General features: G+C 56.9%; 25 protein-coding genes. 5 read left to right on the forward strand and 20 right to left on the reverse strand.

The features are described from left to right. Position 1: 1 nt before the first annotated feature. Both murB and hprK read right to left on the reverse strand, forming a co-directional pair. Complete coding sequence (gene murB, locus ACGHUK_RS07195; RefSeq protein WP_207698057.1) at positions 2-898, reverse strand: UDP-N-acetylmuramate dehydrogenase; 897 nt, start codon at positions 896-898, stop codon at positions 2-4. A 28-nt stretch (positions 899-926) separates the two neighbouring features. Then, a complete protein-coding gene (hprK, locus tag ACGHUK_RS07200; protein WP_005941969.1) occupies positions 927-1,862 on the reverse strand; it encodes an HPr(Ser) kinase/phosphatase in 936 nt (311 codons plus the stop codon). 297 nt (positions 1,863-2,159) lie between these two features. Here hprK and ACGHUK_RS07205 point away from each other — a divergent pair, with 297 nt between their 5' ends. The 3 genes from ACGHUK_RS07205 to ACGHUK_RS07215 are packed head-to-tail and all read left to right on the forward strand — an operon-like array spanning position 2,160 to position 5,979. Further along, entirely contained in the window at positions 2,160-3,947 is a 1,788-nt protein-coding gene (locus ACGHUK_RS07205) for a Na/Pi cotransporter family protein (protein ID WP_097775629.1), read from the forward strand. Further along, positions 3,944-4,633 carry a response regulator transcription factor gene (locus tag ACGHUK_RS07210; protein WP_120079316.1) on the forward strand — a complete coding sequence of 230 codons (690 nt, stop codon included), beginning with the start codon at positions 3,944-3,946 and terminating at the stop codon, positions 4,631-4,633. The genes ACGHUK_RS07205 and ACGHUK_RS07210 overlap by 4 nt, the downstream gene beginning before the upstream one ends. Further along, a complete protein-coding gene (locus tag ACGHUK_RS07215) occupies positions 4,630-5,979 on the forward strand; it encodes an ATP-binding protein (protein WP_097775631.1) in 1,350 nt (449 codons plus the stop codon). The genes ACGHUK_RS07210 and ACGHUK_RS07215 overlap by 4 nt, the downstream gene beginning before the upstream one ends. 1 nt (position 5,980) lies before the next feature. On the opposite strand, the gene ACGHUK_RS07220 is transcribed toward ACGHUK_RS07215, so the two are convergent. From ACGHUK_RS07220 to ACGHUK_RS07230, 3 genes are read right to left on the reverse strand one after another with little or no spacing between them, the layout of a single operon-like run. Next, on the reverse strand, positions 5,981-6,952 hold the full coding sequence (locus tag ACGHUK_RS07220; protein ID WP_390573866.1) for a hypothetical protein: 972 nt from the start codon (positions 6,950-6,952) through the stop codon (positions 5,981-5,983). Continuing rightward, complete coding sequence (locus ACGHUK_RS07225; protein ID WP_390573868.1) at positions 6,949-7,749, reverse strand: hypothetical protein; 801 nt, start codon at positions 7,747-7,749, stop codon at positions 6,949-6,951. Before ACGHUK_RS07225 ends, ACGHUK_RS07220 begins: the two co-directional genes overlap by 4 nt. Next, on the reverse strand, positions 7,746-9,206 hold the full coding sequence (locus ACGHUK_RS07230; protein WP_390573870.1) for a spore germination protein: 1,461 nt from the start codon (positions 9,204-9,206) through the stop codon (positions 7,746-7,748). Before ACGHUK_RS07230 ends, ACGHUK_RS07225 begins: the two co-directional genes overlap by 4 nt. Before the next feature lie 78 nt (positions 9,207-9,284). Here ACGHUK_RS07230 and ACGHUK_RS07235 point away from each other — a divergent pair, with 78 nt between their 5' ends. Both ACGHUK_RS07235 and ACGHUK_RS07240 read left to right on the forward strand, forming a co-directional pair. After that, positions 9,285-9,977: a DUF421 domain-containing protein gene (locus ACGHUK_RS07235; RefSeq protein WP_101956489.1), complete on the forward strand. Its 693-nt coding sequence runs from the start codon at positions 9,285-9,287 to the stop codon at positions 9,975-9,977. A gap of 9 nt (positions 9,978-9,986) precedes the next feature. After that, on the forward strand, positions 9,987-10,355 hold the full coding sequence (locus ACGHUK_RS07240) for a DUF4363 family protein (RefSeq protein WP_291010797.1): 369 nt from the start codon (positions 9,987-9,989) through the stop codon (positions 10,353-10,355). A 52-nt stretch (positions 10,356-10,407) separates the two neighbouring features. On the opposite strand, the gene nrdR is transcribed toward ACGHUK_RS07240, so the two are convergent. From nrdR to ACGHUK_RS07315, 15 genes are all read right to left on the reverse strand, one after another. Beyond that, positions 10,408-10,878, reverse strand: a complete 471-nt coding sequence (gene nrdR / locus ACGHUK_RS07245) for a transcriptional regulator NrdR (protein ID WP_044953681.1) — start codon at positions 10,876-10,878, stop codon at positions 10,408-10,410. A gap of 38 nt (positions 10,879-10,916) precedes the next feature. Beyond that, positions 10,917-13,253, reverse strand: a complete 2,337-nt coding sequence (gene secF / locus ACGHUK_RS07250) for a protein translocase subunit SecF (protein WP_298637918.1) — start codon at positions 13,251-13,253, stop codon at positions 10,917-10,919. Positions 13,254-13,433: 180 nt separating this feature from the next. Further along, complete coding sequence (locus ACGHUK_RS07255) at positions 13,434-14,717, reverse strand: aminotransferase (RefSeq protein WP_390573873.1); 1,284 nt, start codon at positions 14,715-14,717, stop codon at positions 13,434-13,436. Between the two features lie 230 nt (positions 14,718-14,947). Continuing rightward, on the reverse strand, positions 14,948-16,270 hold the full coding sequence (gene clpX / locus ACGHUK_RS07260; RefSeq protein ID WP_005941937.1) for an ATP-dependent Clp protease ATP-binding subunit ClpX: 1,323 nt from the start codon (positions 16,268-16,270) through the stop codon (positions 14,948-14,950). 41 nt (positions 16,271-16,311) lie between these two features. Further along, entirely contained in the window at positions 16,312-16,908 is a 597-nt protein-coding gene (clpP, locus tag ACGHUK_RS07265; RefSeq protein ID WP_294647389.1) for an ATP-dependent Clp endopeptidase proteolytic subunit ClpP, read from the reverse strand. A 146-nt stretch (positions 16,909-17,054) separates the two neighbouring features. Further along, positions 17,055-18,371, reverse strand: a complete 1,317-nt coding sequence (gene tig, locus ACGHUK_RS07270) for a trigger factor (protein WP_249235965.1) — start codon at positions 18,369-18,371, stop codon at positions 17,055-17,057. Between the two features lie 210 nt (positions 18,372-18,581). Continuing rightward, positions 18,582-19,265 (reverse strand): metallophosphoesterase, encoded by a 684-nt coding sequence (locus tag ACGHUK_RS07275; RefSeq protein ID WP_005941928.1) that lies wholly within the window; start codon positions 19,263-19,265, stop codon positions 18,582-18,584. Positions 19,266-19,299: 34 nt separating this feature from the next. Next, a complete protein-coding gene (gene thrC / locus ACGHUK_RS07280) occupies positions 19,300-20,760 on the reverse strand; it encodes a threonine synthase (RefSeq protein WP_390573875.1) in 1,461 nt (486 codons plus the stop codon). A gap of 99 nt (positions 20,761-20,859) precedes the next feature. Beyond that, entirely contained in the window at positions 20,860-21,222 is a 363-nt protein-coding gene (locus ACGHUK_RS07285; RefSeq protein WP_120079326.1) for a YraN family protein, read from the reverse strand. Then, entirely contained in the window at positions 21,219-21,866 is a 648-nt protein-coding gene (locus tag ACGHUK_RS07290) for a ribonuclease HII (RefSeq protein WP_097777741.1), read from the reverse strand. Before ACGHUK_RS07290 ends, ACGHUK_RS07285 begins: the two co-directional genes overlap by 4 nt. After that, positions 21,863-22,786: a ribosome biogenesis GTPase YlqF gene (gene ylqF, locus ACGHUK_RS07295; protein ID WP_005941918.1), complete on the reverse strand. Its 924-nt coding sequence runs from the start codon at positions 22,784-22,786 to the stop codon at positions 21,863-21,865. Before ylqF ends, ACGHUK_RS07290 begins: the two co-directional genes overlap by 4 nt. Continuing rightward, a complete protein-coding gene (gene lepB, locus ACGHUK_RS07300; RefSeq protein WP_097782138.1) occupies positions 22,783-23,331 on the reverse strand; it encodes a signal peptidase I in 549 nt (182 codons plus the stop codon). The genes ylqF and lepB overlap by 4 nt, the downstream gene beginning before the upstream one ends. Positions 23,332-23,501: 170 nt before the next feature. Then, positions 23,502-23,843, reverse strand: coding sequence for a 50S ribosomal protein L19 (gene rplS, locus ACGHUK_RS07305; protein ID WP_022257134.1), 342 nt, complete (start codon positions 23,841-23,843; stop codon positions 23,502-23,504). Between the two features lie 215 nt (positions 23,844-24,058). Beyond that, entirely contained in the window at positions 24,059-24,703 is a 645-nt protein-coding gene (locus tag ACGHUK_RS07310) for a TIGR03936 family radical SAM-associated protein (protein ID WP_338428403.1), read from the reverse strand. Continuing rightward, on the reverse strand, positions 24,678-26,540 hold the full coding sequence (locus ACGHUK_RS07315) for a TIGR03960 family B12-binding radical SAM protein (RefSeq protein WP_390573877.1): 1,863 nt from the start codon (positions 26,538-26,540) through the stop codon (positions 24,678-24,680). The genes ACGHUK_RS07310 and ACGHUK_RS07315 overlap by 26 nt, the downstream gene beginning before the upstream one ends. Between the last annotated feature and the right edge of the window lie 12 nt (positions 26,541-26,552).

Consider the following 26,552-nt stretch of genomic DNA (forward strand, 5'->3'; position numbering starts at 1 on the left):
GTTATCGGACGACCCGGATCTCTTTTTCAAGGTCGTAGCCCGTCTTTTCCTTTACGATGGCGCGCACCTCGTCACAAAGTGCCAGCACATCAGCACAGGTAGCGCCGCCAAGGTTTACCACAAAGCCGCAGTGCTTATCGCTGACGGCTGCGCCGCCGTGGCGATAGCCGCGCAGGCCGCACTGGTCGATCAGCGCAGCCGCAAAAGCACCCGCCGGGCGCTTGAAGGTGCTGCCGGCGCTGGGCTTATCCAGCGGCTGCTTTTCCACACGCTTGGCCATCAATTCATCCATTTTTGCACGGATGTCCGCTGCGTTTCCGGGCTGCAGATGGAACTGTGCCGAGAGGATGCAGCCGCTGTTCTCTTCAAAAATGCTGTGGCGATAGCGGAGATCCAGCTCTGCGGCAGGCACTTCTCTGACCTCGCCTTCTGCCGCCAGATACCGCACTGTGGTGAGCACGTCCTTCATCTCGCCGCCGTAGGCACCCGCATTCATATACACTGCACCGCCCACCGTGCCGGGGATGCCGTAGGCAAATTCCAGCCCGGACAGGCCATGCTTCAGTGCCGCCTTACACAGTGCCGCAAGGCGGACACCTGCGCCTGCGGTCAGGACTGTATCTTCCACCGCGATCTCTGCGTCCAGTGCCGAAACATCGATCACCACGCCGGAAAAGCCTTCGTCCGCAAACAGGATGTTGCTGCCGTTGCCCAGCAGGTAATAGCGGACAGCCTGCTCTTTGCAAAGCGCAACTGCACTGCAGAGCTGCTGCTCGTTTTCCGGCATGACAAACAGCTGTGCCGGGCCTCCGATTTTAAAGGTACAGTGCGCCGCAAGCGGTTCATTCTCCCTGAACGGGATCGCTGCTGCCTGCAGTTTCTGCTTGAATCGTTCCATGATAACTTGCTCCTTTTGCGGTGTGGGATCAATCCATTTTATCGTCCAGACCCAGACGGATCAGCAGTTCACGCGCTGCGTTGTAACCCATCTTCTTCTGGCGGTTGTTGATGGCTGCAGTTTCCAGCACGACAGCCAGATTGCGGCCCGGTGAGACCGGAATGCTGGTGCTGGGAATACTGACGCCCAGAATGTCGTAGTATTCGTTTTCCAGACCGGTGCGCTGGTAGTTCTTAGTGGGGTCCCATGCTTCCAGCTGAACCACAAGGTCAAGGCTTTCGCTCAGCTTGACCGCGCCCACGCCGTACACACGGGCCACATTGACGATGCCAATGCCGCGCAGCTCAATGAAGTGGCGGATATTCTCCGGGGCAGTACCCATGATCTGGCGGTTGGACACCTTGCGCAGCTCCACCGCATCATCTGCCACAAGGCGGTGGCCGCGCTTGACCAGCTCGATGGCAAGCTCGCTTTTGCCAATGCCGCTGTCGCCCAGGATCAGGATGCCTTCGCCGTACACTTCCACCAGCACACCATGGCGGGTGATACGCGGTGCCAGTTCAAGATTCAGCACACTGATCAGGCTGCCCATCAGAGTGCAGGTGGTCTCGTTGGAGCGCAGCAGTGCAACACCATGCTTCTGGGCCAGCTCCTGCATCTCCGGGAAGGGGGTCAGTTCTTCGCTGCGGCAGACGATAACAGCCGGCGGCTGCTGACGGAACAGCTGATCCAGCGCTTCGTAGCGTTTTTCCGGTGAAAGGCCGGACAGAAAGTTCATCTCGGCCAGACCCATGATCTGCAGACGCAGCTTATCAAAATAATCATAATAGCCCGCCAGAAACAGACCCGGGCGGTTCACTTCGGCGATCTCCACACAGATCTGATCCAGTTCCTTCGGCGTATAGACAACTTCCATGCTGACACGGTCGGTCAGCGTTTTGAGCGAGACATTGAATGTGCCCATTCTTGTTCCTCCTGTGCTCCCTTTTGCTGCACAGCCCTGCCTGCTGTCAGGTACCGTACAGGATTCCTTCTTATTATTATAATAGAACGATCGGTAAAAAACAATATTGTGCGGGCGGCTTTTTCGCAGCCCGGCAAGAATGCACGCAGCAGCGCAGCCATGTACTGATTTTTTACATTTTTCTTACCTTTACACGGATTTTACATTCCCTCGATTTTGGATTTTACATTGCATCTGTATACTCAAAATCAGGAGAAACACATCAAAAACACGTCAAACAAAAGTGAGGAAATCTTTATGACCATCTTCAATGTCTTTTCCCTGCTTGGAGGTCTTGCCCTGTTCCTGTTCGGCATGGACATCATGGGCAAAGCACTGGAAAAGCAGGCCGGCGGCCAGCTGCAGAAGATCCTGAGCAAGCTGACTGACAACCCCCTTAAAGGCTTTTTCCTTGGCCTGTGCGTCACCGCTGTGATCCAGAGTTCCAGCGCTACCACGGTCATGGTGGTCGGCTTTGTCAACAGCGGCATCATGGAGTTGCATCAGGCCATCGGCGTGATCATGGGCAGCAATGTGGGCACCACTGTTACCAGCTGGATCCTGAGCCTTTCCGGCCTGCAGGGCGACAGCCTCCTCATCAATCTGCTCAAACCCACTTCTTTCAGTCCTTTGCTTGCATTTATCGGCATTTTGCTGTATATGTGTAAGAGTGAGAAGAAAAAAGGCGTGGGCACCATCCTCATCGGCTTTGCCGTGCTGATGACCGGCATGACCACCATGTCTAACGCCGTCCTGCCCCTGCAGAACGAGGCATGGTTCACCAGCCTGTTCACCCGCTTTTCCAACCCCCTTCTGGGCGTTCTGGTGGGTGCCCTTGTTACCGGCATCATCCAGAGCTCCAGCGCCAGCGTCGGCATCCTGCAGGCATTGAGCGCCACCGGCGTGATCACCTACGGCAGTGCCATTCCCATTATCATGGGTCAGAACATCGGCACCTGCGTTACCGCGTTGATCTCCTCTGTGGGTGCCAACAAGAATGCACGCCGTGCTGCCATGGTCCATCTGTACTTCAACATCATCGGTGTGACCATCTTCCTTGTCGGCTTTTACGGCCTGAATACGGTCTGCCACTTTGCTTTTGTGAACACCACCATCGAGGCATGGGGCATCGCTGTGGTGCACTCGGTGTTCAATATCGTGGCAACGCTGGTGCTGCTGCCCTTTGCAAACCTGCTGGAAAAGCTGGCCATCCTCACCATTCCGGATTCGCCGGAAAAGGAAAGCTTTGCGCTGCTGGATGACCGCCTGCTGAACACCCCTGCCGTGGCTGTGGAGCGTGCACGCTCTGCAACTGCTGAAATGGCAGAGCTTGCCCGTGTGGGCGTGATGCAGGCCATGAGCCTGACTCATGATTGGAACGACACACTTGCGCAGAAAGTCCGCGAGGAAGAGACGCAGGTAGACCGTTACGAGGACGCTCTCGGTACCTATCTCGTCAAGCTTTCCAGCCGTGAGCTGAACCATGCCGACAGTCAGAGCGTAAATACCCTGCTGCACACCATCAGCGATTTTGAGCGCATCAGCGACCATTCCGTAAACCTGATGGAATCCGCCGAAGAGATGCACACCAAAGAAATCCAGTTCTCGCAGGATGCCCGCGACGAGCTGCAGGTGCTGGAGGATGCGGTGCAGGATATTCTGAACCGCACCACTGATGCTTTCCGCAAGGGTGATCTGCATCTTGCCAGCAAGGTGGAACCGCTGGAAGCCGTGGTCAACGAGCTGGTACGTGCCATCAAGGCCCACCACATTGCCCGCCTGCAGGCCGGCAGCTGCTCCATTGAATATGGCTTTGTGCTGGACGACCTGCTGACCAACTATGAGCGTGTGTGCGACCACTGCAGCAACGTAGCCGTTGCACAGATTGAGGTTGCACAGGACAGCTTTGATACCCACGCATACCTCAACGAGCTGCGTCACGGCAATGACACCAAGGAAAGTGAGGAATTCCATCGCCGTCTTGACCGTTACCGTGAACGCTATCTCTTCCCTGAAAATCAATCTGCGGAGGATTTTGACAAATGATCTATATTGTTGAAGACGATGCCGCCATCCGGGAGCTGGAACAGTATGCCCTGCAGTCCAGCGGATACGAAGTGACCAGCTTTGAAAGCTCTGAGTCGTTCTGGCAGGCCATGCACGCTGCAGAGCCGGAACTGGTGATCTTAGACGTGATGCTGCCCGGTGAGGACGGTTTTTCCATCCTGAAAAAGCTGCGCAACACCCCTTCCCTGCGCAGGCTGCCCATCATTATGGTCACGGCTAAGTCCAGCGAGCTGGACACCGTGCGCGGGCTGGACTGCGGCGCAGATGATTACATCTCAAAGCCTTTTGGCATCATGGAATTTTTGAGCCGGGTGCGCGCCGCCTTGCGCCGCTCGGCTCCGGAAGCACGTCCCAACGTACTCAGCTTTCACGAGATCCTGCTGGACAATGCCCGTCACAACGTGACTGTAAGCGGAACGCCGGTGGAGCTGACCTACAAGGAGTACAGTCTGCTGCGCCTGCTGCTGGAGAACGCCAATCTGGTGGTGACACGCGAGACCATTCTGCAGGTGGTGTGGGGCACCGACATTTCGGTGGAGAGCCGCACTGTGGATATGCATATCCGCACCCTGCGCAAAAAGCTGGGGGATGCCGGCAAATACATCTGCACTGTGCGCAAGGTGGGTTACAAGCTGACCGATGAAGAGGAGGCCGGTGAAGAATGAAGCTGCGCAGCATGGAAGAAAAGATCAGCTACCGCCTGTTCCTGATGGGCTTCCTTGGTCTGCTGTTCACGGCGGCGCTTTGCATCTTTGTTTTTCACAAGGCATTCACGGCTCAGGCATGGACCAGCCTTGAGCGGGAAGCCGATCTGGTAAGCGCCGGTTATGATCTGGTGCAGGACCCGCAGCAGCTTTCGTCCTTTGTTACCAATGATCTGCGCATCACCCTGATCTCGCAGGACGGCAGCGTGCTATTTGAATCTGCTACCGATCAGCCCATGGAGAACCATCTCTCCCGCCCGGAGATCCGTCAGGCCATGACCGAAGGTGTGGGCCGGGACATCCGCGACTCCCAGACCATGGGCTACGAGACCTATTACTATGCCGTACTGTTGCCCAACGGTGAGATTTTGCGCATGGCACAGGATGCAGAAACGGTCTGGTCTATTTATGATTCGACCCTGCCTGCCATCGTGCTGAGCTGCGTTGCACTCATGCTGGCCGCCGCTGTGCTGGCAGCTCTGCTCACCCGTGCATTGGTCTCCCCTGTGCTGAGCATGACCGAAGATCTGGATCATATTCAGGACAATGTTCCCTATAAGGAGCTTGTCCCCTTTGCCGAAAGCATCCACTCTGACCGCATCCTCCGTGAGAACAATGAAAAGATGCGGCAGGAGTTTACTGCCAATGTCAGCCATGAGCTGAAAACCCCGCTGACCAGTATTTCCGGCTATGCGGAGCTGATCGAGACCGGCATTGCAAAGCCTGAGGATGTGCCGGGCTTTGCCCAGAAGATCCATGTGGAGGCCAGCCGTATGATCCAGCTGGTGAACGATATCCTGCAGCTTTCCAGTCTGGACAACGCCAGCGAAGCCGGTTCTGAGCCGGAGATGGAGACAGTGGATCTGCTTACCGTTGCCAAGGACTGCGTAGAGCGCCAGAAGCTGAATGCCCGCCGGGCTTACATCTCACTGAACTGTCTGGGCGAAAGTGCTCTTGTGCACGGCAACCGTGCCCTGCTGGACGAGCTATGCCAGAACCTGTGCGATAATGCGATCCGTTATAATCGTCCCGGCGGTAAGGTACAGATCACCACAGCCTGCAGCCGCGACGGACACTGCACCCTGACTGTGGCCGATAACGGCATCGGCATCCCGAAAGAAGCACAGTCCAGCGTGTTTGAGCGCTTCTATCGTGTGGATAAGAGCCGCAGCAAGGCTACCGGCGGTACCGGTCTGGGCCTTGCCATCGTCAAGCATATCGCACGCATCCACAACGCACGTATCAAGCTGGAAAGTCAGGTGGATGTGGGCACTACCATTACTGTCACCTTCCCCACTGCCAACTGAATCACATCGGTAAAAATCTCACGTCTGCCTGCAATTGCGGGCAGGCGTTTTTTATTGTGATCTTTTCTCTGCCCACACCGTTCTGCAATGCACTGCGCTGCTGCAGATGCACAAGGTCGATGCCCTGCTGCCAGAAAGACTGCACCGTCTGCGTGCACAGTTCTGCCAGCTGTTTGCACTGTGCGGCGCTGGGCTGCGGCGTATCATAGCTGCGCTGACAGTCCAGCCGCAGACTGGCAGTTTCTTCCCGCAGGGTGACAGACACGCTGCATCGGCGGACCGTTACCGGCTCACCTTCCAGCCAGAAAGTATGCACGCCTCCCATTTCCAGCAAAAGCCGCGCTGTTTCCGCCTGCCGGGCCTCCAGCTCAATGCTGTTTTCCACTCGCCAGAGGATGCTTGTATCTGCAAGTGCCACTTCCTGTTTCTCTGCCCGCAGCTGCGGCAGAAGCATTCCGTCCTGATACTGGTAAAGCCTCGGCATCTGGTCTGTGCACTGCTTGAGCAACTCAAGCAGTTTGTTCGGAAATTCCTGCTTTTCCGCTGGAAGTTCCTCCAAAAATCCATCGTCCATCTCCAGCACAGAAACTTTTGCCGATACCCTGCCCTGCCTGTTTTCCAGCACCGTACGCTCATACGCTGCAAGCAGCTCTGCCGATGCATTTTGATCGATCAGCAGATAATCGCACAGGCGGTAATCCGCCTTTTGCGGCAGTTGCTTTTGAGCCGCCGCCAGCGCTTTTGCCAGCGTGTCCGCCTGCGCCAACTGCAGCTGCACAGCCCCAGAAGCCTCGGATGCATCGGCGGCGGCTTCCGGAGCCTGATACAGCAGCCCTACGGTGATGGACTGTTCCTTCTGAGCAAGATACAGCGCACGAACCATGCTTTTTTCGGTGGTCTCGCAGCGCAGAAAAATCAGGCACCACCCGATCAAAAGCATCGCACTGAGAGAGCGCAGTTTCTTCTGCTTCATTTTGCCGCTCCTTTCCCGCACTGCACCGCGCGCTGCCACACGGTACGCACTGCCGCGCAGAGAAAGCCGATGCGGAAGATCGCGCAGGTGAGCCAGATGAGCAAAAGCAGCGCATCCATGCGGGAGAAAACATCTGCGCTCCATGCCCGCAGCAGTTCCTGTGCCGGGTAATCCGCTGCGCCAAATACGAGGCACATCCCGGCAGTAAGACCCGCCTGTGCCAGAAAGGTGAGCCATGGCAGCCAGGACATGCTGCGCGGCTCTTCATAACCTGCAAGAAGCGGCCAGAACAAATACTCCGCATACAGCGGAACACGCGGCCAGCGGGCCAGTTGCACAGCATCTGCCGTCAGCAGGTGCGCCCAGTCCATCTGCCCGGCAAGCCCTGTCAGACAGACCAGCCCACCCAGCAGCACGAACCACCACAGCACCCGTGCCGGAGCATCCCAGCCGGAAGGCGGAATACACCACCCTGCCCAGAGCAAAAGCGGCAGCAGGCCGATCAGCGCCATGGAGCGGAACTCCTGCTGGCAGATGTTCTGGGCCTGCATTACGGTTCCAAACAACTCTGCCAGAAACCATGCTCCTGCGGAAAACAGCCAGACCCACTGCATGGCTGCCCGCTGCCAGCAGGCAGAGAACACCCCACTGATGCATGTGAGCAAAAGAGCCTGAACCGCTCCATGAATAATCATCCCACGCGGAGAGATACCGGTCTGCATTTCTTCTGCCAGCGCAGCTGTCCACACGCTCAGTGCCAGCACGGGAGCAGAAAAGCCTTTCTGTTTTTGCATCATTTTCCCTCCCGTTTCTGCCAGATATTAAAGTCGTGCGCTGAAAGACGGCGGTAGTTGCGGCGGATGATGCCATCCTCTGCCATGGGCCGCTGCGGGAACGGATGCTCCGCCAGATATGGCACCTGCAGGCAGGCTGTGCCGGAAAGACTGAGCAGAACTGCAAAAAAAGCCCCCGCAAGGCCCACCGGCCCGGCAAGACCTGCAGCCAGCACCACGCCCAGACGCAGCAGCGTAGCAGGCTCGTACAAAGAGGGCGTGACGAACACTGCGATGGCCGTGATGCTTGCCACAAAGATCACCGGCGTGCTCATAAGCCCGGTGGCAATGGCAGCATCGCCGATGATCAACGCGGACACCAGACTGACCGAATGCCCCAGCGACTGCGGCATCCGCAGACCTGCTTCCCGGATGACCTCCAAAATGAGTATGACCAGCAGCATTTCCGCAAACAGAGGCAGCGGTGTGGCCTTCTCCGCCGCTTCGATCTTGTACAGAAGCTGCGGTGGGATCAGCTCCGGCAGGTAGACCGCCAGACAGACGAACACACCCGGCAGAAATACTGTGAGGTAGAACGAAACATATTTGAGGATGCGCAGAAAAGAGGAAAACACGGCGGTGGATGCATAATCGTCCAAGCACTCAAAATTTTCGCAGAAAAGAGCCGGAAGCACCATGGCAGAGGGACTTCCGTTGACCAGCACCACGATCTTGCCCTCACAGATCTTTGCCGCCGCCACGGCAGGCCGCTCGGTGTAGCTTACCGGCGTGAACAGCCGCGCCCTGCCCGGCAGCAGCCACGGCACAAAGTAACTGGAATCCAGCAAAAGCTCCGGCTTTGCAGCGGCAAGCGCTCTGCGCACACGGATCACCATGGCGGAGTCTGCCTTGTTTTTGCAGTAGCAGATGGCGTATTCCGTTTGCATTTCGGTATCGGCCTGCGCCACCTCCTGCACCAGATGTTCGGTACGGATGAGCCGCCGCAGCAGGCTCAGATTGACCCGCAGCAGGTCGGCAAAGCCTTCGCGGGAGCCGCGCAGATTGCCCTCACCGGAAGGCTCGTCTACCGAGCGGAACTTCAGTCCCTGCACCGAGAAGGCAATGCCCTTTGCGCAGCCGTCCAGCAGTAAGACCGCCATGCCTGCCGTCATTCGTTTGATCAGATCAGCCAGATCTGTTACCGGCTCACTTTCTGCCGGAAAGGCTGAGCCGTGCAGGATCAGCTCAAATACCTGCGGCCCGGTGCAACGCTGGCCTGCCTGCTGCGGCGGTGCCTGACGGCTGGCCGCATCCAGTAAAAGCTCCCACAAAGAATCCAGGCTTGCCATGCCGTCAAACAGCAGGATGCTTCCCCTGCAATGATAAATCGTGATCTCCTTGGCATAATAATCCGCAGAGGTGCCAAACATTTTGTCCAGCACCGCAAGATTTGCCGCAAGGCTCTGTGATAACTGCCGCATCCAACCACTCCTTTGCACAGCAGTATGCCCGGCTGCAGCGGCATCCATTCCGCCAGAAACGACAGGAGGTCTTGTTACTTGAAGCTTCTGATCTGCCGCACTATCATCATTTATCTGTGCGTTCTGTTTGCCATGCGGCTGATGGGCAAGCGCCAGCTGGGCGAACTGCAGCCCGAAGAACTGGTGTCCACCATTCTCATTTCCAATCTGGCATCCATCTCCATTGAATCGGAAGAGGTGCCCATCACATCCAGCCTGATTCCGCTGTTTCTCATTGCAGCGCTGGAACTGCTGGGCTCCGTGCTGAGCTTCCGCAGCCAGAAATTCTTCAACTTTCTCTCCGGCAGACCCAAAACGGTGATCTTGGACGGGCAGATCGATCAGAAAGCCTTGCGGATGCTGCGGCTGACCACAGCTGACCTGATGGAAGCGCTGCGCGGTAAAAATATTTTTGACCCACGGGAGGTCTCCTACGCGGTGATCGAGACGAACGGCACCCTTTCGGCAGCACTGCGGCCAGAAAAAGAGCCAGCCCGTCTTGCTGACCTGCAGCTGAAGGTGACCCATACCAACGCCACCATTCCCTTTGTGTTGGACGGACAGGTGCTGGAAGACAACCTGCGCTGGTGCGGCAAGGACCGCGCGTGGCTGGAACGCACGGCGCAGGCCAACACCCTGCTGCCGGAAGAAATTTTGCTGCTGATCGGCAACGAGACCGAGGATTATTTTTTGCTAAAAAAAGAGAACCGCCGTGCCGGCGGCTCCCATTGAGGTGAGCGGATGAAGCGGATCTATGCATGTATCGCCATTGTGGGCGTACTGTTGAGCGTGGCCTTTTACAGCAGCTGGAAGGTGCAGAGCTTTGCGGATGTGATCTCGGCAGACCTTGACACCGCCGCCGAAGCCATCCGCAATGCCGACTACCCTGCCGCCCGGCAGGCGCTTGCTGATGGTGCCGACCGGTGCGACCAAATGCGCACCAAAATGAACCACCTGCTGCGCACAGCAGATTTTACCGAGCTGGAAGCTGCGCTGCGGGCGGCGGACGGACACCTGGAAATGGGTGCCCCAGAGGAAGCCTTTGGTGAGCTGCGCCGCGCACAGGTACAGGTGGAAACACTGGAATGGCTCTCGCACCGGCTGGTATAAACAAAAACACCGGCCCTGCCCCATTGGGCGAAAGCCGGTGTTCTGATGCGAATTATTTCTGTGGTTCCTTGCGGTCGCCCATCAGCTTTTTCAGCTCATTGAAAAAACTTTCCACGTCTGCAAACTGACGGTAGACCGATGCAAAGCGAACATATGCCACTTCGTCGATCTTTTTCAGTTCCTGCATGGTCAGCTCACCGATGCGCACGCTGGGGATCTCACGGTCGTAGGAGCTGAGCAGCGTCTGCTCAATGCTGCTTACCGCACGCTCCAGCGATTCGTAGCTGACTGGCCGCTTGGCGCAGGCACGCACCATGGCGTTGAGCAGCTTCTGCCGGTCGAACGGCTCACGGGAGCTGTCCTTTTTGATGACCACAAGCGGAACAGTCTCCACGACCTCATAGGTCGTAAAGCGCATATGGCAGCTCAGGCATTCGCGGCGGCGGCGGATGCGCTCACTGTCTTCGGTGGGGCGGGAATCGATCACTTTGGATTCCTCGGCTCCGCAATAGGGACACTTCATGTTCTGTTCCTCCTGTCCGGTCTGACCGGGCTGTGTTTTTAGGCTTTGGTCTTGGGCTTGCGCTCACTCCACAGCACCCACGCAGAGGTGGAAACGCACAGCGAAGTGTACACGCCGCTGATCATGCCCATCATCAGCGGGAACGCAAAGGTAAAGATGCTGTCCAGACCATACAGCTTTGCCACGATGCACATAACGCCCAGCGCCATCACCGTGGTAATGGTGGTGATCAGGGTGCGGCGGGCGGACTGGTTCACCGAGTGGTTCACCAGCTCTTCAAAGGATGCCTTTTTACCCATCAGGGTGCGGTTCTCGCGGATACGGTCGTAGACCACAACGGTATCGTTGATGGAGTAGCCAAGGATGGTAAGCATGGCTGCAATGAAGTTGCCGTCCAGCGCGGTGCGCAGCAGCACAAAGGTGCCAAACACCACCATCAGGTCGTTCACAAGCGCCAGCACTGCCATCATGCCGCCGGTCAGGCCGCCGATGTTCTTGAAGCGCAGGGCGATGTACAGCAGGATCAGCACCAGTGCAAACACCACGGCAACCAGACTCTTCTGCAGGAACTTGGTGCCCATGGCAGCGCTGACGTTGCTTAGCGACAGCTGTTCAAAATTGTTGTCCGGGCAGCTTTCGTTCAGGCTGTCCAGCAGCTTGGCCACCTGCTCGGTAGTCACTGTTTCGGTACCGGGCATCGAGATTTTCAGGGTCTGGCCACCGGTAGCAACATTCTCGCCGGTCTGCAGGGTCAGGCCGTTATTCTCCAATGCAGAGGATGCAACCTTCTGCACATCCGACATGGTAAAGCTGCCCTCGTAGCTCAGGGTGATCATGGCACCGCCGGTGAACTCGGTATCCAGATGGACACCCAAAACCACTGCGCACAGCACGATGGCTGCCATCAGGCAGGAGGAGATCGTCAGGAAGCGCTTGCGCAGGCCCACAAAGTCGATGGGCTTCTTCTCGGTTTTTTCCTTGCCGGGCTTTTCAGCGCCGTAAAGCCAAGGATTGCGCAGTGCCTTGATGGATGCCGCACCGCGGATCATCACACGGGTAGCAAACACGCCAAACACAAAGTTCAGCAGCACGCCGGTGAGCAGCGTGTAACCGAAGGCATAAATAGTGCCTGCGGTGGAGGGGCCAAAGGCAAAGAACACAAAGTGGAGTGCCTTTGCAAACATGCCGTCCGAGGGGCCAAAGGCACCCATCAGCACGATGGCCACGATGACGATGGTCACGTTGCCGTCAACGATGGGGGTCAGGCCGCGGGCAAAACCGCTCTTGAGCGCGCCATCCAGAGACTTGCCGTTTTTCAGCTCTTCCTTGATGCGTTCTGCCGTGATAACATTGGCATCCACGCCCATGCCGATGGCAAGGATGATGCCTGCGATGCCGGGCAGGGTCATGGTAAAGCTTTCAAACACCGGGAAGTAGCCGGAAACGAACGCCAGCGTTGCTGCCACCTGACCAGCCAGTGCAATACATGCAAGGAAGCCCGGCAGACGGTACAGCATCGTCATGAACACCACGATCAGTGCAAAGGCGATCAGGCCGGCCAGAACCATGGCGCTCAGGCTGTTCTCGCCCAGACTGGGGCTGACGGTGGAATAGCTGTCCACCGTCAGTGCAAAGGGCAGTGCGCCGGAGTTGATCTGGCGGGCCATCTTGACGACCTGCTCCTGCGTGAAAGGATTGGAAGCCGAGCTTGTAATGATGGCAGAGCCATCGGTAATAGCGGTGTTGACCGTGGCCGTGCTCACGTTTTCATCGTCCAGCCAGATGCTGATGGTGCCGCCCGATGCAGCCAGCTTTGTGGTAGCATCGCCAAATGCCTTGGCACCGTCATCGGTGAACTTCAAGGAGACGAAATATTCCGAAGCACCGCCATTACTGACGGGGCCATACTGAGCTGCGGCGCTCTCGATCATGGAGCCGTCCAGGATCAGCTCACCGTCCGCACTGCTTCCCTCGCGGAAGGTCAGATAGGCGGTGGTGCCGATCTCATCGATCGCAGCTTCCGGGTCAAAATCTGTCTCACCGGACTGCCACGGGAATTCCAGGATCAGGCTGTCGGAATTGTTGTCCACATACAGCTCATAGTCGGTCACGTTCAGCGCCACGAGACGGTTCTCAATGACGAGCTGGGCTGCTTCCAGCTGTTCTTCGGTAGCATCGTAGCCATCCGACGGCACAAAGGTGACGTTGACACCGCCCTTAATATCCACACCGAAGCGGATATCCTTTGCACCTTTGATATAGGTCGTGGTCGTATCGCCGTACTTGGCATACACACCGAAGAACGCAGTATACACAAATACCACGATCAACAGCACTGTGGCGATCAGATGCCATGCTTTTCCTTTTGTTTTCATAAAATTCAGGGAACCTCCAAAAGCAGCAGTTCTTGCAGCTGCCGCCCGTATTCTAGTGCGGACCGCCTGCTCCGGCGGGCCTTATCATTTCCGCAAGGGGGCCGTCGTGCCGGCTTTCTTGCGACAAAACTCCCCTGACGGCCCAGACGGGCCGCACAGAGGAGATAAAATCAAAAAATGTTAGTCTGCCTTGTCAGCCAGCAGTTTTTCTGCCACAGCCAGACGCACACAGATGCACAGCAGTTCGGAAGCGGTTTCCACCTCGTCCAGACTGGGATAGGTGGGCGCAATGCGCAGGTGAGAATCCTCGGGGTCCTTGTGATAGGGATATGCAGAACCGGCACCGGTCAGGGTCAGGCCCGCATCCTTGCACAGACCCGCCACGCGCTTTGCACAGCCGGGCATCACATACAGGCTGATGAAGTAGCCGCCCTTGGGGTCCGTCCAGTGGGCAATATCCCCGCAGGGGATGAGGTTGTTCTTGAATGCGGTCTTGACGGCATCAAAGCAGGGCACCAGACGACGACGGTGCTTTGCCATGTGGGCCAGCACACCTTCCTTGTTCTTCAGGAAGCGGACGTGGCGCAGCTGGTTCATCTTGTCGTAGCTGATGATCATGACCGAGAAGCGCTTGCAGATATACTTCATGCTGCTCTCGCTGCAGGCAATGGCAGAGACACCTGCGCCCGGGAAGGTGATCTTGCTGGTGGAAGTGAACATGAACACACGGTTTTCGTTGCCGTACTTTTTGCTCTCGTTCAGCAGCACCGGAGTCTCGATGATCTCATCGGTCAGGTGATGGACGATATAGGCTTCATCCCAGAAGATCTTGAAATCAGGCGCAGCGGTCTTCATCTTGGCAAAACGCTCGATGGTCTCATCGCTGTAGGTGTAGCCATCGGGGTTGGAATACTGCGGCACACACCAGATGCCCTTGATGTCAGGATCCTCGGCCACCAGCTTTTCCACAATGTCCATATCCGGGCCATTGGGGGTCATAGGCACGCTGATCAGCTCAAAGCCAAACTCCTCGGTAATAGCAAAGTGACGGTCATAGCCGGGCACCGGGCAGAGGAACTTGCGCTTCTCCACCTGAGACCAGGGGCACGGAGACTCCGGGAAACCGAACACATAGCCGATATTGACGAGGTTATACATCAGCTGCAGGCTGGAGTTGCCGCCCACGAACACTTCCTCCGGCTTTACGCCAAAGACATCCGCAAACAGCACGCGGGCCTCCTGCAGGCCTTCCAGCTCGCCATAGTTGCGGGCATCCGTGCCAGCATCGGTGGTATAGTCATTCATCTTCAGCAGGTCCATAGCCAGATCCATCTGGTGAGGGCCGGGCTTGCCGCGGGCCATATTCAGCTTGAGGCCCTTGGCCTGAAATTCTTTGTACTTTGCCCCAAGCGCTGCCTTTTCGGCAGTGAGTTCATCACGATTCATTGCAAGATAATTTGCCATTGAAAACACACTCCTTTATCGTACTTCCTGTTACCCATAGCGCCAGAGCGGCATTTTGCGGAGCATTCCTGCCAGGGAGCGTTCCCCATGCCATTCCAGACCTTAATATTATAGTACATTTTGCCCTCGGAAACAAGAATAATAAAGCAAAAAGCCCTGCCAAAAGCAAAAAGCTTTTGAAACAGAGCTTGAATGCCGGGTCTTTGCTCCCCTGCTGTACGCTAAAAGCGTCAGCTCAGAGCGGCCTGATTTTTATAGCGCTTGCGCACCGCGCCGTATTCCAGATGTGCTTCGCCGCCTTCCACGGTATCTTCATCCACAGTTACGCGGATGATGGTAGCATCGGTGGGCACCTCGTACATGATGGGCAGCAGAATGCTTTCCATCACGCTGCGCAGGCCGCGGGCACCGGTCTTGCGCTCGATCGTCTTGCGGGCAATGGCGTGGAGTGCTTCATCCGTGAAGTTCAGTTCCACATTATCCATGCTCAGAAGTTCCTTATACTGCTTCACAAGGCTGTTGCGCGGCTCCTTGAGCACGCGAACCAGAGCGTCCTCGTCCAGATCGTCCAGCACGGTAATGACCGGCAGACGGCCGATCAGTTCCGGGATCAGGCCGAACTTGACCAGATCGTGGGGCTCCACCTTGCGCAGCAGAGCCTTCTCCGCTTCGCTGGAATTATCCTTCAGGCTGCTGCCAAAGCCCAGTGCGGACTTATCGGTGCGGCGCAGGATATACTTATCCAAGCCATCAAATGCACCGCCGCAGATGAACAGGATGTTGGTGGTGTCGATCTGGATGAACTCCTGCTGCGGGTGCTTGCGGCCGCCCTGCGGAGGAACATTGCTCACAGTGCCCTCCAAAATCTTCAGCAGAGCCTGCTGCACGCCCTCACCGCCCACATCGCGGGTGATGGAGGGGTTCTCACTCTTGCGGGTGATCTTGTCGATCTCGTCGATATAGATAATACCGATCTGTGCCTTCTGCACATCAAAATCCGCTGCTTGGATCAACTTGAGCAGAATGTTCTCCACATCCTCGCCCACATAACCGGCTTCGGTCAGGGTGGTGGCATCGGCAATGGCGAAGGGAACGCCCAGCATTTTTGCCAGAGTCTGTGCCAGCAGGGTCTTGCCCACGCCGGAAGGACCCAGCAGCAGCACGTTGGACTTCTGCAGCTCCACATCGCTGCCCTTGCCGCTGAGGATGCGCTTGTAGTGGTTGTAGACCGAGACGGCCAGCACACGCTTTGCCTCGTCCTGACCGATCACATACTGATCCAGACCTTCCTTGATCTCGGCCGGGGTCAGGATGTTGATATCCAGATTGTCCGCAGGCTGGATGTGTGCACGGTTTGCACCGCGGGCCGGTCGGGCGCTTTTGGGCTGATCCGGCTTGTCGGAAAGCAGGTCGTGGCACAGGCCGATGCATTCGCTGCAGATATTGACACCGGGGCCGATGATCATACGCTCCACTTCGTCCTGATGCTTTCCGCAGAAGCTGCAGACCAGATCCTTTTCGTTTTTGTCTCTGCCGGAATTGTTATTTGCCATAGCTGTTTTTCCTTATCCTGGGTAAATTAAATGTCGGCGGCTCAGCGGTGGGCAATGACCTCATCGATCAGGCCGTATTCCTTTGCCTGCAGTGCGGACATATAGTTGTCGCGCTCGGTATCCAGCTGGATCTTTTCCAGCGGCTGGCCGGTGTACTCGCTGAGCATGTGGTTCATCTTATCGCGGATATACACCATGTGCTCGGCATGGATCTTGATATCGGTGGTCTGGCCGGAAAGGCCGCCACCCTGCCCGCCGATCAGCGGCTGATGGATCAGAATTTCCGAGTTGGGCAGTGCAAAACGCTTCCCCTTGGTGCCGCTTGCCAGCAGGAAGGCACCCATGGAAGCTGCCATGCCCATGCAGATGGTGGAAACATCGCACTTGATATACTGCATGGTATCGTGGATAGCCATGCCGGCGCTGATGGAGCCGCCGGGGCTGTTGATATACAGGCTGATGTCCTTGTCCGGGTCCTGCCCTTCCAGATACAGCAGCTGTGCCACAACAAGGCTGGCGGAGGTATCGTTGACATCCTCGCTCAGAACGATGATGCGATCGTTCAAAAGACGGGAGAAAATATCATAGGAACGCTCGCCATGGGACGACTGTTCCACAACGTAAGGAACAAAACTCATAAAGTTCGCCTCCTGAAATGGAATATAGTATTTGCAAAATTGACCGATACGGTTTCCCTGCCGGTTCTGCCGTATCGGTCAATTTTTACAACCTTTGATTGAAACCGTGCAGCATACTGCCCGCTTCAAAGGAACACAGGAGCTGATTACTCAGCGTCTGCAGCCTTCTCTTCCTCAGCAGCCTTCTCCACGATGTTTGCGTGGCTCTTGATGAAGTCGATGGCCTTGTTGATGGCCAGATCCTTCTTCAGGTCGTCAACATTGACCAGCTCACGAACCTTGTCCTCTTCCATCTTGTACTGGTCAGCGATGCGCTTGATCTCAGCGGAAACTTCCTCCTCGGAAGCCTCGATGTTCTCAGCAGCAGCAACAGCCTCCAGAGCCAGACGGATCTTGACCTGCTTCTCAGCCTGCGGCATGAAGGAAGCGCGGAACTGCTCCATAGTCTGGCCCATATACTTCAGGTAGTCCTCGAGGCGCAGGCCCTGCTGCTCCACGCGGAATGCGAAGTCGTTGACCATCTCGTCCATGCGGGCATCATACATTGCCTGGGGGATCTCACCCTCCATGCTCTCGATGACCTGATCCACCAGAGCGTTCTCAACAGCCAGATCGTCCTGCTTGTCCAGCTGCTCCTGATTGTTCTTGCGGATGGAAGCCTTGAACTCGTCCAGAGTGTCGTACTCAGAGCAATCCTTAGCCAGCTCGTCATCCAGAGCAGGCAGCTCCTTGTACTTCACTTCGTGCAGCTTGATCTTGAACACAGCAGCCTTGCCAGCCAGTTCGGCAGCCTGATACTCGGTGGGGAAGGTAACGTTCACGTCGAACTCTTCGCCAGCGGAGTGGCCAACGATCTGATCCTCAAAGCCGGGGATGAAGCTGCCGCTGCCCAGAGTCAGGCTGTAGTGCTCAGCCTTGCCGCCCTCGAAAGCCACGCCATCGACGAAGCCCTCGAAGTCGATATCAGCGATGTCGCCGTTCTCAGCAGCGCCCTCACGGGTCAGCTCACGGGCATTGCGCTCCTGCACACGCTTCAGCTCAGCTTCAACAGCCTCGTCAGAAACAGTATGGACAGTCTTTTCAACCGTCAGACCATTGTAGCTGCCAATCTTGACTTCAGGCTTGACAGCGACCTTGACGGTCAGGGTGACACCGTTGGTCTCATCAGCAGAGTCAACAGTGACCTCCGGACGGCCGACCGGCTCAACGCCAGCTTCCTTGACAGCAGCCTCGAAAGCCTCGGGGAACAGCTCATTGATGGCATCATAGGTAAAGACATCAGCGCCGTACATCTTCTCGATCAGAGCGCGGGGAGCCTTGCCCTTACGGAAGCCGGGAACAGCGTACTTCTTGCCTTCCTTCTTGAAAACATCGGCAACAGCCTTCTTGAAAGCCTCTGCGTCGATGGAGAACTGCAGTTCTGCCATGCTCTTCTCGAGCTTTTCACACTTGATGAAATTCATTTGTTTTTCCTCCACTCAAAAATTCTATTGCGCAGGGCAGGAAGTTTTTTGCCCTTTGCAACCGCGCACTGCGTCCTGGATGAACTTGCTTTTGCAATATGCGGGGACGCGCGCGCTCAATTGGGTGCAACAATCGCGTCAAAAACTATTATAGCACGCTCCTGACACAATTGCCAGCCCAAATTGTTAATTTTTATTGGTTTTAACGGTTCAATTGATGCGGTACGGGCAAAAACGCAGCCCATCGGCACTGACCAGCTTGTAGTGGATGCCATCCACATCGCCCTGCACCGCATAGCGGATGGCATTGCCGTGCAGATGGCCATAGTAGCAGGTCCTGATGCTGTATTCCTTTAAGGTGGCCACGATCTCCGGCGCACTGGTGCCGGTATACACCGGCGGATAGTGCAGGAACACCAGCTTTTCCAGCCCGGGTTCGGCGGCATCCAGACTCATGCGCAGCCGTCCGATCTCGCGGTTCATCACCTTTTCGTCGTGGGCCTCGCCTGCATCAAACAGCCAGCCGCGGGTACCGCACAGTGCATACCCCTCTACACTGTAGGAGTTGTTATGCAGAATGTGCAGGGTATCAAAGCCTTCTGCTTTGAGGTAGGCATTCATCTTGTTCACGGTAGACCACCAGTAATCGTGGTTGCCCTTCATGATGATCTTCTGCCCGGGCAGGCTCTGCAGAAATTCAAAATCCTTACGGGTATCGGTCAGGCGCATGGCCCAGCTGATATCGCCCGCCAATACAATGGTATCCTCTGGTTTGATGAGCTTGCGCCAGTTTTTCTCAAGGCGCTCCACATAATCATTCCAGCCGGGAAAAATATCCATCGGCTTGGAAGCGCCCAGAGAAAGGTGGGTATCGCCAAGCACAAAAAGTGCCATGTTTTTTCTCCTGTTCTAAATGCAGCAGGATGTGTTATTCCTGATAGCCCAGCGCCACCTCGGCGATCTGCGCAGGATCGATCACGGTGTTAAAGCGCTCCGGCTTCTGGCGCAGCGCGGCAAGGCTTGCCGGTGCGGTATGCGCGGTAGCTGCTTCCAGCTGCTGCATTGCTTCAAAATCATTTTCCGGGGCGGTGCGGCCCAGTGCTTCCAGCACACTGCGCGGGAACTTGAAGGGAGACGCGGTGGACAGCACCACCATGGGCACGCCCTCGCGCTTTTTCTGCGCTGCCACATGGAACGCAACGGCGGTGTGGGTATCACACAGGTAATTGTCCTTCTCATAGCGGACACGGATCTCCCCTGCCACTTCTTCCTCACTGCTCCAGCCGCAGGAGAAGTTCTCCTGAATGGCAGCCAGCGTCTCCGGACGCACAGTATAGCTGCCGGTCTCGGCAAGGCTCTTCATCAGGCCCGCCACCTCGGCATCGCTGCCGGTGACATGGTACAGAAGGCGCTCGAGGTTCGAGGACACCAGAATGTCCATGCTGGGCGAGGTGGTCTTGAAGAACTCCCGCTTTGCGGCGTAGGTGCCGGTGGTGAGGAAATCGGTCAGCACGTTGTTCTCATTGGAAGCGCAGACCAGCTTGCCCACGGGCAGGCCCATGCGCTTTGCATAGTAGCCTGCCAGAATGTCGCCGAAGTTGCCGGTGGGTACGCAGAAGTCCACTTCATCGCCGAAGGTGATCCTGCCCGCCTTGAGCAGCTGGGCATAGGCGGCAAAGTAATAGACGATCTGCGGCACCAGACGGCCCCAGTTGATGGAGTTGGCGCTGGACAGGCGGATGTTCCGCTTGGCAAGCTCTGCTGCAATGGCAGTGTCACCAAAGACCTTCTTCACGCCGGTCTGTGCATCATCAAAGTTGCCGTGCACAGCGTACACTGCCACGTTGGCACCCTCCTGCGTTGCCATCTGCAGGCGCTGGATCTCGCTGGTGCCGCCCGTGGGATAGAACACTGCGATCTCCACGCCCGGGATATCATGGTAGCCGTCCAGAGCTGCCTTGCCGGTATCGCCGCTGGTCGCCACAAGGATCAGGGTCTTTTCCGTGCGGCCCAGATTCTTTTTGGCTTCCACCAGAAGCTTCGGCATCAGCTGCAGAGCATAATCCTTGAATGCACAGGTAGGGCCATGCCACAGCTCTAAGGCATAGGTGTCCCCTTCCACCGGGGCAAGATAGCCTGCCTTGCCGCCAAAGGCCTCTCCGTAGGTCTTGTGGGCAGCTTCGGTCAGGAAATCCTGCGAGTAGTCGGTCAGATATTCTTTGATGACGGCAGCTGCCATGGCCGGGTAGTCCAGCTCGCACAGTGCCTTCACATCCACCTGCGGAAAGCTTTCCGGTACAAACAGACCGCCCTCGTTGGACAGGCCCTGTGCGATTGCTTCCGAGGAAGTCACTTTGCGGTTTTGGTCTCTGGTACTAAAAAACTGCATTGTTGTCGCTCCTTTTTCGCCGTAGAACGTGCAAAGCACGCTCTTCTGCTGTGGCAGAGAAGCCCTCTGCCTGTACATTTTCCCACCGGGGCCGTTGCTTTACGTGAGAAAAGCGCCCCTTATAATATGTACCATCCAGCGCCCGCTGTCAAGAGGGAACACTTCTGCCACGTCAAATCGCACCGGCGCATCGCTCAGGCCGTTCTGCTGCAGATAACACTGTGCTGCACGGATCAGGCGGCGCTGTTTGGGCCGGTCCACCGCTTCTGCCGGGCTGGCCAGAGAGCCTTCCGCACGGGTCTTGACCTCACAGATGACAATGGTCCCATCCGGCTCCTGCACCACAACATCCAGCTCCCCCATCCGGGTGTGGAAGTTGTGTGCCAGCAGCCTGCAGCCCTGCTTCTGATACCAGCGGGCCGCAGCTGCTTCTCCCCTGCGCCCTGTCTCGGCGCGGTTCACTTTCCGTTCTCCGGCCAGTAGCCCTGCTTTTTGAGGAAGCTGCGGCGGTAGAACGGCTGGATGCCGTACTGGGCGATCAGCTCATAGTGGAGCTTGGTCGGGTAGCCCTTGTGCTTTGCCAGCTGATACTGCGGATACTGTCTGTCCAGTTCCAGCATATAGCGGTCACGGCTGACCTTGGCAAGGACGGATGCTGCGCCGATGCTGGCACTGGTGGCATCGCCCTTGACCACCGGCTGTGCCGGGACCAGCAGCCCTGCCGGGGTGCGGTTTCCATCCACGAGAACAAGGTTCGGCACGATGTCCAGCTCTTCCACGGCCTGCTTCATGCCGCCCATGGTGGCGTTGAGGATGTTGTCCCGGTCGATGATCTCCGGCCCCACAAAAACAATTTTGTAGGCCAACGCCTTTTCAATGATCTCATCAAACAGAGCTTCCCGCTTTTTCTCGGTAAGCTTTTTGGAGTCGTTGATGCCAAAGACCGGATTCTCCGGGTCCAGAATACAGGCCGCTACGCACACCGGGCCGCACAGAGGGCCGCGTCCGGCTTCGTCCACGCCTGCAAAGCAGCCATACTGACTGCGTACAGCGGCATCGTACTCATACAGCGGAGCCGAGATCTCCTCGTCGGAACGGCGCTTCATTCGTCATCCTCCTCGGCAAAATCAGCCAGATCATCCCGCTGCGGCGGACGCTCCAGCGAGATGCGGCCCCACTTGCAGGCGCGGAACTCGTCCACCAGCATAATGGCGCAGCGCTCGGTGTTCACCTCGCCGCCGCGCACCAGCAGACCGCGCTTGCGACCGATGGCTTCCATCAGCTCGTAGGGCGGCAGGGCCAGCGTTTCGGCATCCAGCTTGTAGCGCTGGGCCACAAGGTCGGGGTAGTTGCGGCGCACCTCGTCCAGCAGGTTCATGGCCAGCTCTTCCACATCCAGAATATCATCCTTGATGGAGCCGATAAAGGCCAGATTGGACGCAATGGTCTTGGAGTCAAACTTCTTCCACAGTACACCGGGCATATCCAGCAGATCAAATTTGTCGGTGCTGACCCACTGTTTGCCCTTGGTTACACCCGGGCGGTCTGCCGCCTTGGCGCGGGCAGAGCCTGCAAAGGTGTTGATGAAGGTGGATTTGCCCACATTGGGGATGCCGCACAGCATCACCTGTGTTTTGGCACCGCCCATGCCGCGGTTCTGGCGGCGTTCCAGCAGGCCCGCCAGTTCTTTTTCAATGGCAGCCTTTACCGCATTGGCACCGCCCTTCTGCTTGGCGCTGATGGCCACACAGCCGGCATCTGCCGCACGGAAATACTTGATCCATTCTTCCGTTACAGCCGGGTCTGCCAGATCGGCCTTGTTCAGCGCGTATAGTTTCGGCTTGCGGGCCGTGATGCGCTCGATCTCCGGGTTCAGGCTGGAAAGCGGGATGCGGGCATCCAGCAGCACAAGGCTGGCATCCACGTGCTGGATCTCCTGCTCCATCATGCGCAGAGTCTTGGTCATGTGGCCCGGGAACCACTGAATATTGTACTGGTTTGCAAAGCGGGTATCCATTTCGTTCATTTTACCACCCCAAAATCTGTAAAGGGCATAAAGCACAAAAGCACCCTGCCCAGAATGTCCCGTTCGTCAATGCAGCCCACATAGGTGGAACGGCTGTCCAGTGATTGGTTGCGGTTATCACCCATCACAAACACCGTGCCCTCCGGCACCGTATACGGGAAAGTTACATCATAGCCAAGATAGGTAGGCTCTGCAATGTAGTCCTCCTGCAAGACCTCGCCGTTCACCGCCACGGTGCCGGTCGCATAATCGATGGAGACCGTATCGCCACCTTTGGCGATGACACGCTTGACCAGCGGTTTACCGTAGGAGGTATAACTGTCCACAATGACCACGTCACCACGCTGCGGTGTATAGCCTGCTCCCCACACGATGAGCTTATCACCGTTCACCAGTGTGGGCACCATGGAGCTGCCGTCCACCTGAATGATGCGGAAGAAAAACGAAAAGATCAGCACCAGCACCAGCGCTGCCGAGATCAATGCCTCGTACCATTCCAGCAGGTTCTGCCCACGCACGGGCTTTGCCTGTTCCTGTTTTTCCATATCCGGTACACCTCACCTTCTGGTTTTACACTGCTGACCCGATTATACCGCAGCCGACAGGCTCTTCGCAAGAACGGTGCCTGCAAAAAGCCGCATTTTTTCCGAAATTTTGATAAAGAAAAAAGGGACAACAAGGTTGTCCCTTTTCTCCCGTTTCAAATCGGGGATGATCAAATATCGCTCTTGACCTTGGCAGCCTTGCCCGTACGACCACGCAGGTAGAACAGCTTTGCGCGGCGGACCTTGCCCTTGCGGACAACGGTGACCTTCTCAACGAAGGGGCTGTTGATGGGGAAGACACGCTCGATGCCAACACCGTAAGCAACGCGGCGAACGGTGAAGGTCTCAGCAACGCCACCGTGCTTCTTTGCGATCACAGTGCCCTCAAAGGCCTGAATGCGCTCACGGTCGCCTTCCTTGATACGAACATCAACGCGGACGGTATCGCCAACGTTGAACTGGGGCTTTTCAGCCTTGATGCTGCCTTCAGAAATAATCTTCAGTGCGTCCATTTTTGAATCCTCCATTTGTTTTTAGACGTTCATACACGGCACTTTGCCGTCAGAGGACCGCCCGTTTAATGATATTGTCATTAACCCCGCTGTGGTCTCAGCGGACACTAACGCCTAAATAGGATATCACAAAACCTGCGTAAATGCAAGCGTTCTGACCAAAATAAATGCAAAAATTTTCTGTTTTGCCCAACAGACGGTCTTTCACGCTCCGATCAGACAAACAGCTGCTTATCTGCCGTCAAAAACTTTTTGCGCAGGATGTTGGCGCTGACGGCAGGCAGGCCGAATTTTTCTTCCAGAAAGCCGGTGAGCAGCGAGGGGTTCAGGTTCAGTTCCTGTGCGGCCGGCATGCACAGATCCATGTGCAGGCTGTCCCCCTCCGTGGTGTACTCCACCTGCGGGATGTGATCCTTCAGCTCAATGATCTTGTTGCCCTTTTTGCCGTGCTTTTCCACCGGGGCGCTTTCCAGCGCGTTGTACTGATCCAGCGCCGCAGCCGCTGCCGCCGGGTAGGTGATGCGATAGCATGCATAGGCAATGAGGTCCGCCTTCATCTGCACCGGGCCAACGTGCGTGATCACGATGCCTGCGGGCATGATGGCATTGAGGGCCGCTTTCCACTGCTCAAAATCCGGAGCTTCCGCTTCGGTCTTGACGTCCACGCACTCGCACTCGCTCTCCTGCCCCAGCGAAAGCGGGCAGGCAAAGGTCATGTAGATGTGGGGATTGAAGCCCAGCGTATGCCACACCGGCAGGCCGCTGCGCTTGAGCACCCGCTGCATCACCCGCTGCAGGTCCAGCAGGGAGATGTAGGAGGCCTCATTCTTTTTCTCAAACGAGATTCTTACTGTAATCAAAGCAGGGACCTCCTAACAGGTGATTTGCACCGCAGCCGTGGCAGGCACGGTTGCAGGGCTGGGTGGTCTGGGCGGCAAGGGCCTTTTTGTACTCCCGCACCAGATATTCGTGGGTGACGCCGTAATCCATGTGGGACCATGGCGTTACCTCGTCCAGACCGATGGGGCGCTGGCAGTAAAATGCCGGGTCGATGCCCAGATCAGCAAAGGTCTGCAGCCAAGTATCGTACTTGAAGCACTCCTCCCAGCCGTCAAAGTAGCAGCCGCGCTTGTAGGCTTCCACAATGACCGGTGCCAGACGGCGGTCGCTCTTGGCGAACACGCCCTCCAGAAAGCTGGTGGTGCTGTCGTGATAGTTGACCTTGATCTTGCGGCTGCGCACACTTTCCAGCAGGTGCTTCTGCTTGGCGCGCAGCATTTCTTCAGTGTCCATGGGCACGAACTCAAACGGCGTATGGGGCTTAGGCACAAAGCAGGCACAGCTGATGGTCACCTGTACACCCTTGCCCTTGCCGCGCTTGGGCAGCGAATAATAGAGGTCTACCACCTTCTGCGCCGTCTCTGCGATGCCCTCAATGTCCTCCATGGTCTCAGTGGGCAGGCCCATCATGAAGTAGAGCTTGACCGAGGTGTAGCCCGCGTTGAATGCAATGGTGCAGGTCTTTTCGATCTCATCCCATGTGACATTCTTGTTGATGACGTTGCGCAGGCGCTGGGTGCCGGCTTCGGCGGCGAAGGTCAGGCCGCTCTTGCGCACCTTGGTGGTCTTTTCAATGAGGCTCTGGGAGAAGTTGTCCACGCGCAGCGAAGGCAGCGACAGACTGACATGCTCCTTGGGTGCCCACTCGTTCAAATCGTCCAGCAGCTCTTCCAGCTGGCCGTGGTCAGAGGTGGACAGGCTGGAAAGGCTCAGTTCTTCATAGCCGGTGTTGGCGCACAGCTCCTGCGCCGCCCTGTTCAGAAGGCCCGCGTCACGCTGGCGCATGGGACGGTACAGAAAGCCCGCCTGACAGAAACGGCAGCCACGCACACAGCCGCGCAGCACCTCAATGCTGGCGCGGTCCTGAATGGCACCCACCATGGGCACCACGAAATTCGTAGGCGGGGCAAACTCGTTCAGGTCCTTGATGATCGCCTTGGTGATGCGCGCCGGGATGCCCGGCTCATTGGGGGTGATGGCCTTGACCCGGCCATCTTCGTAATACTCCACATCGTAGAACGCCGGGATATAGATGCCGGGGATCTTTGCAATGCGCAGCAGCAGTTCCTTTTTGGAAACGCCGCCCTCCTTCTTGGCCTTTTCGATCTCGGCGCAGATGCCGGGCAGCTGGTTTTCGCCCTCACCCAGCTGGACCACATCAAAAAAGTCCGCAATGGGTTCCGCGTTGCAGGCGCAGGGGCCACCCGCCACGATCAGCGGCCAGCTTTCATCGCGATCCTTGGAATAGAACGGGATGCCCGCCAGATCCAGCATGGCCAGAATATTGGTATAGGAAAGCTCGTACTGCAGGGTGAAGCCCACTGCATCAAAAGCGGTGAGCGGGTCCTTGCTCTCCATGGTGTAGAGCGGCAGACCAAGACGCTCCATCTCGGCCTTCATATCCAGCCACGGCATAAAAGCACGCTCGCACCACCAGTTTTCGTGGCTGTTGAGCAGCTCATACAGGATCTTTTCGCCGAGGAAGGACATACCTACCTCATAGGTGTCCGGAAAGCAGAACGCAAAGCGGACATCCACTTTTTCTTTGTCCTTATATACACTGCCGGGTTCTCCGCCGGTATAACGACCAGGCTTCTGTACTCGTCCCAGTGCTTCTTTCAGTTTTGGATCAAACATCGAGTCCTCCAA

Origin of the sequence: Faecalibacterium sp. i25-0019-C1, from assembly GCF_042854225.1 — a bacterium.
Lineage (GTDB): Bacteria > Bacillota > Clostridia > Oscillospirales > Ruminococcaceae > Faecalibacterium > Faecalibacterium taiwanense.